This is a genomic window from Variovorax sp. YR216 (assembly GCF_900107745.1).
GTDB lineage: Bacteria > Pseudomonadota > Gammaproteobacteria > Burkholderiales > Burkholderiaceae_C > Variovorax.
Window position 1 is genome coordinate 670,518 of the sequence record NZ_FNRO01000001.1, and the last position, 15,887, is coordinate 686,404.

The 15,887-nt window shown below is 67.0% G+C and carries 16 protein-coding genes; 8 read left to right on the forward strand and 8 right to left on the reverse strand.

Annotated features, from left to right (window positions below; all coding sequences use genetic code 11):
* Positions 1 to 15 precede the first annotated feature (15 nt).
* Both BLW05_RS03180 and tolA read left to right on the forward strand, forming a co-directional pair.
* Positions 16 to 453, forward strand: coding sequence for an ExbD/TolR family protein (locus BLW05_RS03180; protein ID WP_093159537.1), 438 nt, complete (start codon positions 16 to 18; stop codon positions 451 to 453).
* Between the two features lie 3 nt (positions 454 to 456).
* Positions 457 to 1,437: a cell envelope integrity protein TolA gene (gene tolA, locus BLW05_RS03185; protein WP_093159540.1), complete on the forward strand. Its 981-nt coding sequence runs from the start codon at positions 457 to 459 to the stop codon at positions 1,435 to 1,437.
* A gap of 22 nt (positions 1,438 to 1,459) precedes the next feature.
* Here the strand turns inward: tolA and BLW05_RS03190 are convergent, their stop codons facing one another.
* From BLW05_RS03190 to dnaE, 3 genes are read right to left on the reverse strand one after another with little or no spacing between them, the layout of a single operon-like run.
* Complete coding sequence (locus BLW05_RS03190) at positions 1,460 to 2,026, reverse strand: YbhB/YbcL family Raf kinase inhibitor-like protein (RefSeq protein WP_093160440.1); 567 nt, start codon at positions 2,024 to 2,026, stop codon at positions 1,460 to 1,462.
* A 2-nt stretch (positions 2,027 to 2,028) separates the two neighbouring features.
* Positions 2,029 to 2,610 (reverse strand): phosphatase PAP2 family protein, encoded by a 582-nt coding sequence (locus tag BLW05_RS03195; RefSeq protein WP_093159543.1) that lies wholly within the window; start codon positions 2,608 to 2,610, stop codon positions 2,029 to 2,031.
* Between the two features lie 12 nt (positions 2,611 to 2,622).
* On the reverse strand, positions 2,623 to 6,123 hold the full coding sequence (gene dnaE, locus BLW05_RS03200) for a DNA polymerase III subunit alpha (RefSeq protein WP_093159545.1): 3,501 nt from the start codon (positions 6,121 to 6,123) through the stop codon (positions 2,623 to 2,625).
* A gap of 84 nt (positions 6,124 to 6,207) precedes the next feature.
* Between dnaE and BLW05_RS03205 the strand changes: the two genes are divergently transcribed.
* Positions 6,208 to 6,993 (forward strand): sulfurtransferase, encoded by a 786-nt coding sequence (locus tag BLW05_RS03205; RefSeq protein ID WP_093159547.1) that lies wholly within the window; start codon positions 6,208 to 6,210, stop codon positions 6,991 to 6,993.
* A gap of 3 nt (positions 6,994 to 6,996) precedes the next feature.
* Here BLW05_RS03205 and BLW05_RS03210 read toward each other — a convergent pair whose 3' ends face one another.
* The 4 genes from BLW05_RS03210 to BLW05_RS03225 form a co-directional block, all read right to left on the reverse strand.
* The gene (locus BLW05_RS03210; protein WP_093159549.1) at positions 6,997 to 7,896 is read right to left on the reverse strand and encodes a pirin family protein; all 900 of its coding nucleotides are present in this window, start codon (positions 7,894 to 7,896) and stop codon (positions 6,997 to 6,999) included.
* Positions 7,897 to 8,038: 142 nt separating this feature from the next.
* Positions 8,039 to 8,581, reverse strand: a complete 543-nt coding sequence (locus BLW05_RS03215; RefSeq protein ID WP_093159552.1) for a flavodoxin family protein — start codon at positions 8,579 to 8,581, stop codon at positions 8,039 to 8,041.
* Positions 8,582 to 8,715: 134 nt separating this feature from the next.
* Positions 8,716 to 9,159 carry a DoxX family protein gene (locus BLW05_RS03220; RefSeq protein ID WP_093159554.1) on the reverse strand — a complete coding sequence of 148 codons (444 nt, stop codon included), beginning with the start codon at positions 9,157 to 9,159 and terminating at the stop codon, positions 8,716 to 8,718.
* A 43-nt stretch (positions 9,160 to 9,202) separates the two neighbouring features.
* A complete protein-coding gene (locus BLW05_RS03225; RefSeq protein WP_093159557.1) occupies positions 9,203 to 9,904 on the reverse strand; it encodes a pirin family protein in 702 nt (233 codons plus the stop codon).
* 147 nt (positions 9,905 to 10,051) lie between these two features.
* Between BLW05_RS03225 and BLW05_RS03230 the strand changes: the two genes are divergently transcribed.
* The 4 genes from BLW05_RS03230 to trmB all read left to right on the forward strand — a co-directional run bounded on the left by BLW05_RS03230 (position 10,052) and on the right by trmB (position 13,940).
* The gene (locus tag BLW05_RS03230) at positions 10,052 to 11,005 is read left to right on the forward strand and encodes a LysR family transcriptional regulator (protein WP_093159559.1); all 954 of its coding nucleotides are present in this window, start codon (positions 10,052 to 10,054) and stop codon (positions 11,003 to 11,005) included.
* A 189-nt stretch (positions 11,006 to 11,194) separates the two neighbouring features.
* Positions 11,195 to 12,265 (forward strand): NAD(P)/FAD-dependent oxidoreductase, encoded by a 1,071-nt coding sequence (locus tag BLW05_RS03235; protein ID WP_093159562.1) that lies wholly within the window; start codon positions 11,195 to 11,197, stop codon positions 12,263 to 12,265.
* 17 nt (positions 12,266 to 12,282) lie between these two features.
* A complete protein-coding gene (gluQRS, locus tag BLW05_RS03240; protein WP_093159564.1) occupies positions 12,283 to 13,197 on the forward strand; it encodes a tRNA glutamyl-Q(34) synthetase GluQRS in 915 nt (304 codons plus the stop codon).
* The gene (gene trmB / locus BLW05_RS03245) at positions 13,167 to 13,940 is read left to right on the forward strand and encodes a tRNA (guanosine(46)-N7)-methyltransferase TrmB (protein ID WP_093159567.1); all 774 of its coding nucleotides are present in this window, start codon (positions 13,167 to 13,169) and stop codon (positions 13,938 to 13,940) included. The genes gluQRS and trmB overlap by 31 nt, the downstream gene beginning before the upstream one ends.
* Before the next feature lie 28 nt (positions 13,941 to 13,968).
* On the opposite strand, the gene BLW05_RS03250 is transcribed toward trmB, so the two are convergent.
* On the reverse strand, positions 13,969 to 14,490 hold the full coding sequence (locus BLW05_RS03250) for a hypothetical protein (protein WP_143044761.1): 522 nt from the start codon (positions 14,488 to 14,490) through the stop codon (positions 13,969 to 13,971).
* A gap of 151 nt (positions 14,491 to 14,641) precedes the next feature.
* Between BLW05_RS03250 and BLW05_RS03255 the strand changes: the two genes are divergently transcribed.
* The gene (locus BLW05_RS03255) at positions 14,642 to 15,829 is read left to right on the forward strand and encodes an ABC transporter substrate-binding protein (protein WP_093159572.1); all 1,188 of its coding nucleotides are present in this window, start codon (positions 14,642 to 14,644) and stop codon (positions 15,827 to 15,829) included.
* Positions 15,830 to 15,887 lie beyond the last annotated feature (58 nt).

Here is a 15,887-nt window from a genome sequence, read left to right on the forward strand (position 1 = left end):
GCGGAGCACGACACCATGCCAGCCATGTCCTCCCGCGGCCGCGGCCGCCGAACGATCAACGAGATCAACATGGTCCCGTTCATCGACGTGATGCTGGTGCTGCTGATCATCTTCATGGTCACGGCGCCGTTGATCACGCCGAGCGTGATCAACCTGCCGAGCGTCGACAAGGCCAACAAGCAGCCCGACAAGCCCATCGAGATCGTCATCAAGAGCGATGACGAGGTTCAGATCAAGAAAGACCCGTCCACCGGCAGCGGCGGCAGCTCGATTCCGATGACGCAGATCGGTTCGGCCGCCAAGACCGCACAAGGTGGCGACGAAGAGCGTCCGGTCGTCATCAGCGCGGACAAGTCCGTCAAGTACGAGACCGTGGTCAAGGCCATGAACCAGCTCAAGCGCAGCGGGATCGAGCGGGTCGGCCTCTCGGTGCAGACCACTGGCGCGAAGTAAGGCATGTTGCTCGCTGCGGAACGCCCCGAATTCGCACCGCCGCCGCAGCGCGGCACGCTGCGCGCCGTGCTGCTGGCGCTGTTCGCGCACGCGCTGCTGATCGCCCTGCTGACCTGGGGCGTCAACTGGCGTCGCGAGGCCGAGAACGACGCCATCGAGGCGGAGCTTTGGTCGTCGACCGTGCAGCAGGCCGCGCCTCGCGCCGTCGCGCCGCCGACGCCGACGCCGACCCCTCCCCCGCCGGTCCCGACCCCGGCACCACCGCCGCCCCCTCCTCCGCCCCCGCCACCGCAGGCCGTGAAGCCGCCCGAGCCGACGCCGACGCCGAAGGCGCCTGACATCGCGCTCGAACGCGAGAAGAAGCAGAAGGAACAGAAGGAACGCGAACTGGAGCAGCAGCGAGTCGAACAGCAGAAGAAGCTCGAAGCCCAGAAGAAGGCCGCGCAGGAAAAGAAGGAAGCCGAGGCGCGCAAGCGCGAAGAGGAAGAAGCTGAGCGCAAGAAGGACGAGCAGAAGAAGCTCGCCGAACAGAAACGCAAGCAGGAAGCCGAAGCCAAGCAACAGGCCGAGGCCGCGAAGAAGAAGGAAGCCGACGCCAAGCAGGCCGCGCAGGCGGCCGCCGATCGCGCGGCAACGCTCAAGCGCATGCAGGCGATGGCCGGTACCGGCGGCGAGAACTCAACGGGCACGGCTGCGCGTGCTTCGGGCCCATCCGGCGGCTACGGCGCGCGAATCGCCGCGAAGGTCCGCCCCAACATCGTCTATCCGGATGCGGATACGGTGAGCGGCAATCCCACGGCAGAGTTCGACGTGAGCCTGGCGCCCGACGGCACCATCGTCGGCGTCAAGCTCCGCAAGTCCAGCGGGGTTCCCGCGTGGGACGAAGCTGCCGAGCGAGGACTGCGACGCACCGAGACGCTGCCGAGGGATATTGACGGGCGGGTGTTCCCCTCTTTGACGGTCGCACTGCAGCCTAAACGTTGACCTCCGCCGGTCGCCGCACCGACTATTTGGCGCGCCCGTACTTCGCGGTGAAGCTCGCCGAGCCGAGCTTGTTGGCGTTGATCATGAAGCCGACCAGCGCGGCGGTCGCATCCGCCGGGATGTCCAGCTTGTCGGTCTTCAGCGCATACACCGTGAAGATGTACCGGTGCGGCTTGTCCCCTGCCGGCGGGCAGGCGCCGCCGAATCCCGGCGCGCCGAAGTCCGTGCGCCCCTGCACGCTCCCCGCCGGCATGCTCTTGCCCTCGGCGGTGCCGGCACCTTCGGGGATCTCGCTGACAGTGGCAGGAATGTTGTAGACCACCCAGTGCCACCAACCGGAGCCCGTGGGCGCATCGGGGTCGTAGGCAGTCACCGCAAAGCTCTTGGTGTCCTTGGGCGCCCCACTCCATTTCAAGGCCGGAGAGACGTTCTTGCCGGTGCAGCCGAAGCCGTTGAACACCTGCGCATCCGTCAGCGTGCTGCCGGGCTTGATGTTGGGGCTGGTCAGGACGAATCCGGCGGCTTGCGAAAGCGTCGCACAGGCGGCCAGCGCCGCCACGAGGGAAACCGAACGCAGTCTGGAATGCATGGTCATCGCTCCTCCTTCCCGGATGCTTGCGGGGGCACGATCATGCCGCGCGTCGCATACCGCCGTCCAGCCCTCGCCACCACCCAGTGCGCCGCCATCGCCGCGAGGCCGCCGAGCAGTACCCCGAAGAACACATCCATGGGGTAGTGCACCCCGACGACCACGCGGGCTACGGCCACGAGGCCAGCGAGTACCAGCAGGACGCCACCGAAGGTCCGATGGCCCGCCATGAGCAGGTACGAGAAAGCCACGGCGCTGTACGCCGTCGCATGGCTGCTCGGAAACGAGGGGCTCGGACCATGCGGAAGATGCAGGAAGCCCAGCCCGAGCACGAAGGGCCGCGGCCGGTTCCAGACGTCACCGACGAGCTCGCAGGCCAGCGCGCCCAGTCCAAGCGCAAGGACTGCCGCCAGCAGCGGCGTCAGGGACGGCTTGCCTCGCCGCAGCGCATAGCCCACCAGCAGCGCCAGCAGCAGCCAGTGCGCGTGCGCCGCGAAGAAAGCCGCCGTGGCGATCCACCACCTGGGTGCATCGGCGTGCGCATTCAGCAGCAGGAACAGCTGGCGGTCCAGCGCGCCGAGCATTGGGAAAGCCCGTTACTCGTAGACGACGGCCGCCTTGCCGGCATCGGCCTGCGCCATCCAGCTCGCCAGCGCGGCATCGGTCGGGAAGAACTTGGCGCGCTCTCCGAGCTGAAGCTCGACTTGCGCGCCGTTCCGGGCCATCGAAAGGCGCACGCCCAGCCCCTGCAGCAGTTCGCCATGCTCGCTCTGCTCGGTGCGCGGCGGAAACTCCTTCACGAGCCGCGCGATGTCGGGCGCCTTGCCGTTGACCGACACACGCAGGTACTTTCCGAAGCGGCAGCGCGCCGCGGCCAGATCCCACGCGTTCATCACCTGGAAGCGCGCCTCGAAACCGCCGCGCGCCGGCTGCAGGCGGCCGCTCACGATCACCAGCTCATCGTCCTTGAGCACATTGCGGTTGGCGTTGAACAGCGCTTCGTCGGCGGTTGCCTCGATCGAGCCCGACTTGTCGTCCAGCTTGAAGATGCACAGGCGCCCGCGCTGGCCGTTGATGACGCGGAAGTCGCTCACGATGCCCGCGATCACCTGTTGCTCGCGGCTGTCGATCAGGTCGTCGATCGCGCGCTTGCAGAAGCGGCGCACCTCGTGCTCGACTTCGTCGAAAAGATGGCCCGACAGGTAGAAGCCGACGGCCGTCTTCTCGTACGTCAGCCGTTCCTTCACGCCCCATGGCGTCGCATCGATCAGGTCGGGCTCCTGCGCTGCGGAGCCATGCTCGCTGTCGCCGAAGATGTCGACCTGCGCCGCATTGGCCTCGGTCGCCACCGCGAACTCGAAGGCACGGTCGAGCGATGCGATCAGCGACGCCCGGTTCTGCTGCAGCGAATCGAAGGCGCCAGCCTTGATCAGCGCCTCGACGGTGCGCTTGTTGATGCGCTGGCGGTCCACGCGCACGCAGAAGTCGAACAGGCTCTTGAAGGGACCGCCCTCTTGGCGCGCCCGGACCACCGCCTCGACGGCAAGCTGCCCGGTGCCTTTCACCGCGCCCAAGCCGTAGCGGATGACCTTGTCGTTGACCGGCTCGAAGCGGTAGTTGCCGCGGTTCACGTCCGGCGGCTCGAAGGTCAGGCCGAAGTTCTTCTGCGCGTCCTCGAACAACACCTTGAGCTTGTCGGTGTTGTCCATTTCCACGGTCATGTTGGCGCAGAAGAACTCCGCCGTGTAGTGGACCTTCAGCCAGCCGGTGTGATACGCCAGCAGCGAGTAGGCGGCCGCGTGCGACTTGTTGAAGCCGTAGCCCGCGAACTTCTCCATCAGGTCGAAGATCTCGTCGGCCTTCGCTTCCTCGATGCCGTTCTGCGCCGCTCCCTTGCGGAAGATCTGGCGATGCTCGGCCATTTCCTCGGCCTTCTTCTTGCCCATCGCGCGGCGCAAGAGGTCGGCGCCGCCGAGCGAGTAGCCGCCGAGGATCTGCGCGGTCTGCATCACCTGTTCCTGGTAGACCATGATCCCGTAGGTCTCGGAGAGCATGTCGGCCACCAGCGGATGCGGATACTCGACCGTCTCGCGCCCGTGCTTGCGCGCGACGAAGCTCGGGATCAGGTCCATCGGGCCCGGGCGGTACAGCGCGTTCAGCGCGATCAGGTCCTCGAGCCGCGTCGGCCGCGCGTCCTTCAACATGCCCTGCATGCCGCGCGATTCGAACTGGAACACGGCTTCCGTCTTGCCGTCGGCGAAGAGCCGGTAGGTCGGCGCATCGTCGAGCGGGATGTTCTCGAAGGCGAAGTTCTCCTGCCCCTTGTGCCGCTGGACGATGAACTCCTTCGCGATCTCCAGGATCGTGAGCGTCGCGAGCCCCAGAAAGTCGAACTTCACGAGGCCGACGGCTTCGACGTCGTCCTTGTCGTACTGGCTCACCGCCGAGTCGCTGCCGGGCTGCTGGTAGAGCGGGCAGAAATCGGTGAGCTTGCCCGGCGCGATCAGCACGCCACCGGCGTGCATGCCGATGTTGCGGGTCATGCCTTCGAGCTTCTGCGCCATCTCGACGACGGTGCGGACCTCTTCTTCCTTCTCGATGCGGGCCGCAAGCTGCGGTTCCATCTCGATGGCGTAATTGTTCTTGTCGCCTTCGACCTTCGGGCTCGGCGGATATTGCAGCGTGACCGACATGCCCGGCTTGTTCGGGATGAGCTTGCTGATGCCGTCGCAGAAGGTGTAGCTCATGTCCATCACGCGGCCCACGTCGCGAATGGCGGCGCGCGCCGCCATGGTGCCGAAGGTGGCGATCTGGCTCACCGCATCGCGGCCGTACTTGTCTTTCACGTAGTCGATCACGCGGTCGCGGTTGCCCTGGCAGAAGTCGATGTCGAAGTCAGGCATCGACACGCGCTCCGGGTTCAGGAAACGCTCGAAGAGCAGCTTGTATTCGAGCGGATCGAGGTCGGTGATCTTCAGCGCATACGCCACCAGCGAGCCCGCGCCGGACCCCCGGCCCGGCCCCACCGGACAGCCGTTGTTCTTGGCCCAGTTGATGAAGTCGCCCACGATCAGGAAGTAGCCGGGGAACCCCATCTTCAGGATGGTGTTGATCTCGAATTCCAGCCGCTCGACGTAGCGCGGCCGCTCGGCGTCGCGCTTTGCCGCATCGGGAAAGAGATGCGCGAGGCGGGCTTCGAGTCCTTCGAAGGAAGCGTGCCGGAAGTACTCCTCGATCGGCATGCCATTGGGCGTCGGGAAGTTCGGCAGTTGCGGCTTGCCGAGCACCAGCGTCAGATTGCAGCGCTTGGCGATCTCCAGGGTGTTGGCGATCGCGCTCGGCACGTCGGCGAAGAGCGCCTCCATCTCGGCCGAGGACTTGAAGTACTGCTCCTTGGTGAACTTGCGGATGCGGCGCGGATTGCCGAGGATTTCGCCTTCGGAAATGCACACGCGCGCCTCGTGTGCCTCGTAGTCGTCAGCGGTCGCGAACTGCACCGGATGCGTCGCGACCACCGGCAGCCGCAGGCGCGCGGCGAGTTGCACGGCAGCGATCACGTGCGGCTCGTCGTCCGGCCGGCCGGCACGCTGCAGCTCGATGTAGAAGCGGTGCGGAAAGATGCCCGCCAGTTGCAGCGCGACTTCGGCGGCGCGCTCGTGCTGTCCCTGGAGCAGCGGCCCGCCCAGCGGCCCGGCCTGCGCGCCGGACAGCGCGAGCAGCCCGCCCTGCAATTCCTTGAGCCACGCCAGCTTGCACGCTGCCTGCGCCTGTCCGCGCCCGACGTTCTGCGTCCAGGCGCGCGCGAGGAGTTCGCAGAGGTTGAGGTACCCCTCCTTGTTCTGCACCAGCAGCACGATGCGCGCGAGCGCTGCAGGGTCCGATCCCAGGCCCTCGACCACCACTTCGGCACCCAGGACGGGCTTGACGCCCTTGCCTCGCGCTTCCTTGTAGAACTTGACGCCGCCGAACAGGTTGTTCAGGTCGGTGATCGCCAGCGCGGGCTGTTGATCGGCGGCGGCCGCCTTGACAACGTCATCGATGCGATTGGTGCCGTCGACGACGGAAAACTCGGTGTGCAGGCGCAGGTGAACAAACATCCGTCGATTGTAGAAAGCGCGACCTCCACGATGTGATCTCGCTGTCCCTATTGCATCGGGCCGGGCCGCCTAAAATCCCGCCCCGTGCAAGAGACTTTGAACATTGCGGCCTACAAGTTCGTCCCGATCGACGATGCCGCCGAACTGCGCGACACGCTTCGCGCCCAGACCCACGCGCTCGGACTCAAGGGCACCATCCTGGTTGCGCAGGAAGGTATCAATCTGTTCGTGGCGGGCACGCCCGACTCGGTGCGCGCCTTCCTGGCCTCGCTGCGCGCAGATCCGCGCTTTGCGGACCTCGAAGCCAAGGAGAGCTGGTCCGCGTCGCAGCCCTTCCGCCGCATGCTGGTGAAGATCAAGCGCGAAATCATCCGCATGGACCATCCCGCCATCCAGCCGGCCGCCGGCCGGGCGCCCGGCGTGGACGCCGCCACGCTCAAGCGCTGGCTCGACCAGGGCCATGACGATGCCGGCAAGCCGGTGGCGATGCTCGATACGCGCAATGCGTTCGAGGTCGACTACGGCACGTTCGAAGGCGCGATCGACTGGCGGATCCACAAGTTCACCGAGTTTCCCAAGGCCGTGCAGAAGCACCGCGACGAGCTCGCCGGCAAGACGGTGGTCAGTTTCTGCACTGGCGGCATCCGCTGCGAGAAGGCCGCGATCCTGATGCACGAACTCGGTCTGGACAACGTGTTGCAGCTCGACGGCGGCATCCTCAAGTACTTCGAGGAAGTCGGCGGCGCGCACTACAGCGGCGAGTGCTTCGTCTTCGACGGCCGCGAATCGCTCTCGCCGGACCTCAAGGCACGCGCCAACGGCGTGAGCGCCCGGGCCTCGGAAGACCCGGACATCGGAATCAAGCGCTGATCTTCATTTCGCCTGGCTCGCCGGGCGGAAGGCTGGATGGTCGGGCAGCGGGATGAATTCCGTCTCGCCCGGCACATGGCCGATGCGCTGCGCGGTCCAGTCGGCGCCGGCTTCAAAGATGCGTTCGCGCCGGCTCGACACGAAGTTCCAGGTGATGAAGCGCGGGCCGTCGAGCGGCTCGCCGCCGATGACCACCGCGCGGACCGCGCCCTGCGTGGTCAACACGCCGCCCTGTCCATCGGGCAGCGTCGCCATCGTGTGCTGGGCGACGGTTTCGCCGTCGAGCATCAGGTCGCCATCGACCGGGTAGATCGCCAGTTCCTCCGCCAGCGCCGGCAACTCGAAGCGCGCGCCGGCCGGCAACGCGAGGTCGAGGTAGATCGTCTTCGAAAACGTCTTCACCGGGGAACGCACGCCAAAGGCCTCGCCGACCAGCACCCGCACCGGCACGCCCTGCACGTCGAGCGCCGGAATATCTTCCGCCGCCGTGTGCGTGAAGCTGGGCTCGGCCTCCTCATGCGCCTGCGGGAGAGCGCACCAGAGCTGGAGGCCGTGATTCACATACGTCGCCTGGAGCAGGCGCTCAGGCTTGCGCTCCGAATGCACGATGCCGCGGCCGGCGGTCATCCAGTTGATCGCGCCGGGGCGGATCTCCTGCACGCTGCCGAGGCTGTCGCGATGCATCATCGCGCCCTCGAACAGATAGGTCACCGTCGCGAGGCCGATGTGCGGGTGCGGTCGCACGTCATGCTGGTTGCCGGGCTGCTCGGTCGCCGGCCCGAAATGATCGAAGAACACGAAAGGCCCGACCGAACGGCGCTTGGCGGCCGGCAGCAGGCGGCGGACGTTGAAGCCGCCTCCCAGGTCCTTGTCATGCGGCTGAAGCTGGAGCGTCGCGGTCATCGTGGTGTCCTAGAGAGTTGCGTTGCAGTTGTCCGCTGTCCTCAGACCAGAAACCCCGCGGAACCGGCTCTGCCGGGCCGCCGGGGTTGCCCCCGGCGAGGGGGTTTGCGGCCACACGAAGTGGGCAAGCATGGGGGAGAGTCTATGTGACCACTGCGGCGACGCGCTCGCCGAAAGCGATTGCGGTTTCAAAATCGCCCTTGGCCATCTCAGCGGGACTGGCGTCCGTGGGCGACGTCGTCAGCAGGCCGTTGTAGCCGCCGACGTAGTTGATCGAATCGCGCTTCGCGGCCTTGTCGTTGCTCGGCATGATGCCGAGGCTGATCCAGAGCCCACCGTGCTGCATCGCAAAGTGCCACAGGTAGGTCAGCGTGGCATCCTTGTCGCCGTTCATTGCGCTGCTGTTGCTGAAGCCGGCGAAGAACTTGTTCTTCCAGCCCTGCGTGTACCAGACCTTCGACGAGGCGTCGGCAAACTTCTTGAACTGCCAGCTCGGGCCGCCCATGTAGGTCGGCGCGCCGAGGATGATGGCATCGGCGCCCGCGAGAAGCTCCCAGCCACCGGCGGGAAGGTTGCCGTCGGCATCGATCGCCAGCAGGTGCGCGCCCGCGCCATCGGCCACGGCCTGCGCCACGCGCTGCGTGTGCCCGTAGCCCGAATGAAAAACAACAACGATCTCGGCCATCGCCCTTCCTTGCTTGTGAAGCGGCAGAGCTTATGCCAGAAACACCGCGGACCGGCTTTTGCCGGTCCGCGGTGTTGCCCCCCCTGCAAGGGGGTGTCAGAGCCACACGAAGTGGGCGAGGCTGGGGGTGAGCCTTACTTCTTGTCGATGCTGATGCGACCGGGACCGAAAGCGGCGATAGCCAGGAGACCACCGGCGATCGCGAGGTTCTTGAAGAACATCAGCTGGTTCACATACGCCTTCTCGGCGGGCATGCCCCAGTAGTTGTGGAAGAACAGCGCAGCCGCCACGGTGAACACCGCAATGACGATCGCCGACAGGCGCGTCTTGAACCCGACCAGCAGCAGGATGCCAAGGCCGAGCTCGACGACGATCGCGATCACCGCGCCAAGCTGCGGCAGCGGAAGGCCCGCGGAGGCGATGTAGCCCACGGTGCCGGCGAAGCCCATGATCTTGCCGAAGCCGGCCGGAATGAAGAGCGCCGCGATCAGGATGCGGCCGATGAGGGCCAGCGCGTCTTGCGCCGCGCCGGTGGTTGCGGCCGGAGCGGCGTAGTTGGATGCGGTGGTGGTGGTCATTGGATGGACTCCTGGGTTGAAAAAAACGTGAATGAGTTCGATGTCAGGCCGCGAGGTCGAACACCAGCACTTCGGCGTTCTTGCCGCCGTCGAGCGTGAGTTTCGATTCGCCCTGGATCAAGGCGGCATCTCCGGTGGTGAGCTTCGTACCGTTGGCCTCGAGCTCGCCGCGCACCAGGTGCACGTAGCTCTTGCGCTTCGGATCGAGCGTCAGATCGGCCTTTTCGTCGCCGTCCAACAGGCCCGCGAAGAGCTTCGCGTCGGCATGTATCAGCACCGAGCCTTCCGCGCCGTCGGGCGACGCGACCAGGCGCAGCTTGCCGCGCTTCTCGTCTTCCGAAAAGCTCTTCTGCTCGTAGCCCGGCTCGATGCCGCGCACGTTCGGTTCGATCCAGATTTGCAGAAAGTGCGTGGTCTGGTCGGCCTTGTGGTTGAACTCGCTGTGCATCACGCCACGCCCGGCGCTCATGCGCTGCACATCGCCGGGGGGAATGGATTCCACGTTGCCCATGCTGTCCTTGTGCGCCAATTCGCCGGACAGCACGTAGCTGATGATCTCCATGTCCCGGTGACCGTGCGTGCCGAAGCCGGCGCCGGCCGCGACGCGGTCTTCATTGATCACGCGCAGGTTGCCGAAACCCATGTGCTCGGGGTCGTAGTAGCCGGCGAAGGAAAAACTGTGAAACGAGCGCAGCCAGCCGTGATCGGCATAGCCTCGTTCCTGGGATTTACGGACTTGCAACATCGTTGAACTCCTGCCCTTCCATCGAGGGCCTCTTCGGTATGCCGCGCCCTGTGCGCGGCGGATGTGCAGAACTTTAGGGTCCGGGCCTACCGCCAAAAGCAATGCCGTTTGATGGCATCATTCAATTTTTTTGAACGATCAGCCATCTTGCCGACCCCTCGCGATGTCCTGACGCCCGACGCACTGGCCATGCTGCAGACCGTGGCGAGCACCGGCAGCTTCGCTGCGGCGGCTCGCACGCTCAACCTCGTGCCGAGCGCCTTGAGCTACCGGGTCCGGCTGATCGAGGACGCGCTGGATGTGCTGCTGTTCGACCGCAGCGGCCGTCAGGCGCGCGTGACCGAAGCCGGCGTCGAGCTGCTGCGCGAGGCGTCCCGGCTGCTCAGCGAGATCGATTCGGTGGCCAACCGGGTCAAGCGCGTCGCCACTGGCTGGGAGCCGATGCTCACCATCGCGGTCGACAGCGTCATCGCCCGCGACCCGCTGCTCGACCTGGTCAACGCCTTCTACGCGCTCGAACCACCGACACGCCTCAAGCTGCGCGACGAGACGCTGCTGGGCACCATCGAGGCGCTGACGAGCGGCGAAGCCGATCTCGCCATCGGCGCGGTGCTCGACGCAGCCAGCCTCGCCTTCACCGCAACGGGCATCCGCAGCCGGCCGATTGGCGAACTGGCATTCGTCTACGCCGTGGCGCCACACCATCCCCTGGCGCGCATTGACGAGCCGCTGAGCGACGACGTGCTCAAGCAGTACCGGGCGGTCGCAGCGGCGGACTCCTCGCGCGCCGGCCCGAGCATGACGGTCAACCTCGTCGGCGGGCAGGACGTGCTGACGGTGCCGACCATGCAGGCCAAGCTGGCCGCGCAACTGCACGGGCTGGGCGGCGGCTTCCTCCCCGAGCCGATGGCCCGGCCCTACATCGAGGCCGGCCACCTGGTCGAGAGGAAAACGGTGCGCGTGCAGCCGCTGGCCACCATGCACTGCGCCTGGCGCGTGCGCACCGCCGGCAATCCGGGGCGCGCGCTGCAGTGGTGGCTCGAACAATTCGAGCACGAGGGCAGCCGCCGCGCGTTGCTCGAACGTCACCGCGGCAGATAGACCCACCCCCGTTGCTTGCTCACTTCGTGTAGCCGCCTCCCCCCTCAAGGGGGCGCATCCGGCGGCCCGGCAAAGCCGGTTCCGCGGGTACCCCCTGCTGGGTCCCGAGCATTGTTTCGGTCCTGAACCGAGCAGCAACGGTTAGAGTCGCTTTCAGCCATTCGACAATCAACCAGCGAGACGACCGACATGATTCTTCGCCCCCCCGCCGACCGCCACCGATCCACCCCGTCTCGCCACTATGCGGTGGTTGGGGCGGGCATCGCGGGCGTGGCTTGCGCCCGCACGCTGATCCAGGCGGGGCATCGCGTCACCGTGTTCGAGCGCGAGGCTGCACCGGGCGGGCGCATGGCTAGCGTCTCGACGCCGTTCGGCCGCTTCGACACCGGCGCGCAGTACTTCACCGTACGCGACCCGCGCTTCACGGCAGCGATCGAAACCGCGCCGGGCATCTGCAAGCCCTGGAGCGCGAACCTCGTGCGTGTGCTCGACGCGCACGGCCGGGTCGCCGAAGCCGCCCTCCCCGGCCTCGAACAGCACTGGGTGGCCCAGCCGGGCATGGATGCGCTCGTCGCGCAATGGGCCGCGCCGCTGGGCGATGCCCTCGTCACCCGGACCAACGTGACACGCATCGAGCCTGATGCCCTCGATGCAACACGCTGGCAGCTCCGGACGACCGGCGACGATGATTCGCAGCACGTCTATTCGGGCTTCGACGCGGTGCTTCTCGCGGTGCCGCCGGCCCGCGCGCGCGAGCTTCTCGATGGCGGCCGACTCTCGCGAAAGATCAGCAAGAAGGTCGATCCGGTACGCATCGCGCCGTGCTGGACCCTGATGATCGCCTTCCCGCAGGCCAATCAGCCCACGATGTCGCACCTCGGCCCGCAATGGAACGTAGCGCGCAGCACGCACCACCGGATCGCCTGGCTGGCGCGCGAATCGTCCAAGCCCGGCCGCGACCGCATCGAACGCTGGACAGTGCAGGCCAGCCCGGCCTGGTCCCAGGAACATCTGCGCGACGGCCGCCCGCGCGTCGAGGCCAAGCTGCTTCGCGCCTTCGCCGAAATCACCGGCATCCGTGCCGAGCCGTCACATTCGCAGGCCCGCTGCTGGCCCGAGGCGCAGACGCAGGTGCCGGTCGGCGAAGAGCATCTGTGGGACGCCGAAGCCCGCATCGGCGTGGCGGGCGACTGGTGCCTCGGGCACCGGGTCGAGGACGCCTTTCTCTCGGGCCTCACATTGGCGCTCAAGGTCATCTGACGCCTTCGCGGAAAGGCATGACGCGGACCGGCCGCTTCGCTCCCTCGCCGACAGGGCCGCTTCACGCCGGGTCGCTTGTGGCGGCGCTGGCGAGCTGGCTCGACGTTCGGGCGCAAGGCCGGGACGCGCGTTGGCTGGTGCGGATCGAAGACGCCGACACCGAGCGCTGCCTGCCGGGCATGGGCGAGCTGATTCTTTCGCAGCTCGCCGCCTGCGCGCTGGTGCCGGACGAACCGCCGGTGTGGCAGACGCAGCGCGCGCATCGCTATGAACTGGCACTCGAGAAGCTCAAGGGCGCCGGACTCGCCTACCCCTGCGCCTGCTCACGCAAGGACATCGACGAAGCGCTGGCGCGACTCGGCGTCGCGCACGCGCGGCACGGCGAGCGGATCTATCCCGGCACCTGCCGCGATGGCCTGCATGGCAAGGCCGCGCGCGCATGGCGATTTGCCGCGACGAAATTCCAGGAAGCATCGGCGGAGCCCATGGTGCACTGGCACGACCGGCGCCTGGGCGACCAGCAGCAGGACGTGGCGCGCGAAGTCGGCGATTTCGTGCTCAAGCGCGCGGACGGCCCGTGGGCCTACCAGCTCGCCGTGGTGGTCGACGATGCCGAGCAAGGCGTGACCGATGTCGTGCGTGGCGAGGACCTCGCGGACAACACCGCGCGGCAGATCCTGCTGCAGCGTGCGCTCGACCTGCCGACGCCCCGCTACCTCCACACACCGCTGGTGCTCGGGCCGGACGGCGAGAAGCTCTCCAAGCAGAACGGCGCGACCGCCCTGCAGACGGGCACGCCCGCCGAGGCGCTCGCCGCGCTCGACACTGCCGCGCAGCGACTCGGGCTTCGCGTCGCATCCGGCGACTCAGCCGCGGAAGCGCTCGCGCAGTGGGTTTTGCAATGGCGCGATCTCTACAATTCGCGCCCGTGACCAGCCCCATCAACGACATCCCCGACACCCCGCCGGAAGACACCCCGGGCGAGAAGCCCACCGGCGAGGCGCATCCGCTCCACCGGCGCCTCAAGAGCTTCGTGCGGCGCGCCGGCCGCACCACCGACGGCCAGGCGCGCGCCTATGAGCAATTCGGCCCCCGATTCCTGCTGCCCTACAACCCCGCGCCGCTCGACTTCGAATCCGCATTCGGCCGAAAGGCGCCGACGATCCTGGAGATCGGCTTTGGCATGGGCGAAGCCACCGCGCACATCGCGGCGCTGCTGCCCGAGAAGAACTTCCTCTGCTGCGAGGTCCACGAGCCCGGCGTGGGCGCGCTGCTCAAGCGCATCGGCGAGCAGAACCTGCAGAACATCCGCATCTGTGCGCACGACGCCGTCGACGTGCTCGACCACATGCTGCCGCCCGCGACGCTCGCAGGCGTGCATGTGTTCTTCCCCGACCCGTGGCACAAGAAGCGGCACAACAAGCGGCGGCTGATCCAGGGGCCGCTCGTGCGCAAGCTTGCGGACCGGCTCGCGCCGGGCGGCTATCTGCATTGCGCGACCGACTGGCAGCCCTACGCCGAGCAGATGCTCGAAGTCCTTTCGCAGGAACCGCTGCTGCGCAACACCGCGCAAGACTACGCACCCAAGCCGTCCTACCGCCCGCTGACGAAGTTCGAGAACCGCGGCCTGAAGCTGGGCCACGGCGTCTGGGACCTGGTGTTCGAGCGCGTTTGAGCGGGCTCGCCGCCCGCGGGCCGGCTGCTCAGTACGCGAGCGAAAGCGTCCGTGCTCCGCTCGCCGTCGCGGCATCGAGTCCGCGCGCCGACAGCGCGTCTTCCTGCTCCGCCAGGATCAGCGCTGCACGGTGCGCGGAACGGCTCGCGATCTTGGTGTGGGTGATCAGCGCCTGAAACTCACGCTCCAGGTCTTCCGGCGACCGCTCGCCCGGCGCTCTCATCAACGTCTTGCTCACATCGACCAGCGCTGCGGCGGCGCTCAGGCAGATGTTGACCGCCGACTGTGCCGGGCTGGCGCGAAAGCGCTGCAGTTCGTCCTGGGCAGCAACGTCGACCGCATCGAGCGGCAGGTCGATCGCCGTTCCGAAATACGGACCGTCCAGGAGTTCACTGTCGGCATGCGCAAGCACTTTTTCGATGGCAAGAAGCGCGCTTTCAAGGAGAGCGGTATCGGTGGACGTTGACTTCATTTGACTCGCCGGCGGTGATTTCCGGTACGGCGGGAATGGTGACAGGACGGCCCCGATTGCCCCTGTGAAAAATGCCACACGCTTGATGCAAAAGTTAACATTTTTGGACGCATACAACGACGACCTGGGTCGCATCCATGACGGGCTGACGTCAGTCCCGTGAATTAGTCCCTTTGTTTACGCCAACCGTGTTGCTACATTTTTTGTCAATTGCAAGAAAGGTTGAGCGATGGAGCTGACACGCAGGAGTTGGGTGGGCAGGACCGGCGTCATGCTGTTGCTCGGCGGCGGCGCGATCTACGCGGGACGACCGGCCCACGCGCAATCGGCCGGCACCGGCCGCGCTTTGGCTGCTGCCGCGGCGCCGCGCACCGTGGTCCTCGGGCAATCGGTGCCGCTGACCGGCGCGGCCAGCGAGATCGGTCTCGCGTTCGCGGCGGGCGCCAAGCTCTACGCCGACCAGTTCAACGAATCCAGCGCGGCGAGCGGCCTCCAGCTCAAGCTGCTGCAGCTCGACGACGGCTACGACGCCACGCGCGCCACCGCCAACGCGCGCAAGCTCCTCGATGCGGACAAGGTGGACATGCTCTTCGGCTTCGTCGGCACCGCCAGCAGCGACGCCGGCGCCGCCGTCGCCACAAAGCAGGGCTCGATCCTGTTCGCGCCATTCGCGGCCGCCGACAACCTGCGCGGCCCGAACTCCCCCAACGTCTTCCACGTGCGCCCGAGCATGGCCGACGAGGCGATCAAGATCCTGCGCCAGTGCGCCGCCGTCGGGCAGACGCGCATCGCGCTCATCGGCGACGACGACGCCATGGGCCGCGCTGGCCTCGCGGCGGTCGAGCAGGCGATCAACGAGCTCAAGAACCCGCCGCTCGTCGCCACCGCGATGGTGTCGGACAGCAGCGACAAGATCGACGCCGCGGTGGCGGCAGTGCTGAAGCAGTCGCCGCAGGCGATCGTGCTGGTGTCGCTGTCGGGCACGACGTCCAACGTGGTGCGCAAGCTGCGCAAGAGCGGCTATTTCGGCACCCTGACGACCTTCTCGATCGTGGGCATCGATCCGCTCTACGCGACGCTCGGCAAGGACGTGGGCGGCATGGTGATCTCGCAGGTGGTGCCGTCGCCGCGCCCATCGGCGATCCCGATCGTCAAGGAATACCTCGCCGCGGTCGACAACTCCGACCAGACCGCCTCCTACGAAGGCCTCGAAGGCTTCATCGCCGCCAAGGCCGCCGGCGAAGCGGTGCGCCGCGCGGGCAAGGGCTTCACGCCCGCCACGCTTCAGCGGACGATGGCCGGCATGACGGACTACGACGTCGGCGGGTTCCGCATCAATCTGCGGCCGGGGCTGCGCGATCCAGGTCGCAGCATCGACCTGATCAGCATCGCCAAGGACGGTCGGGTCCTGCGTTAGCCCACCCCCAGCCTCGCCCACTTCGTGTGGCTCTGCACCCCCTCAAGGGGGCGCACCC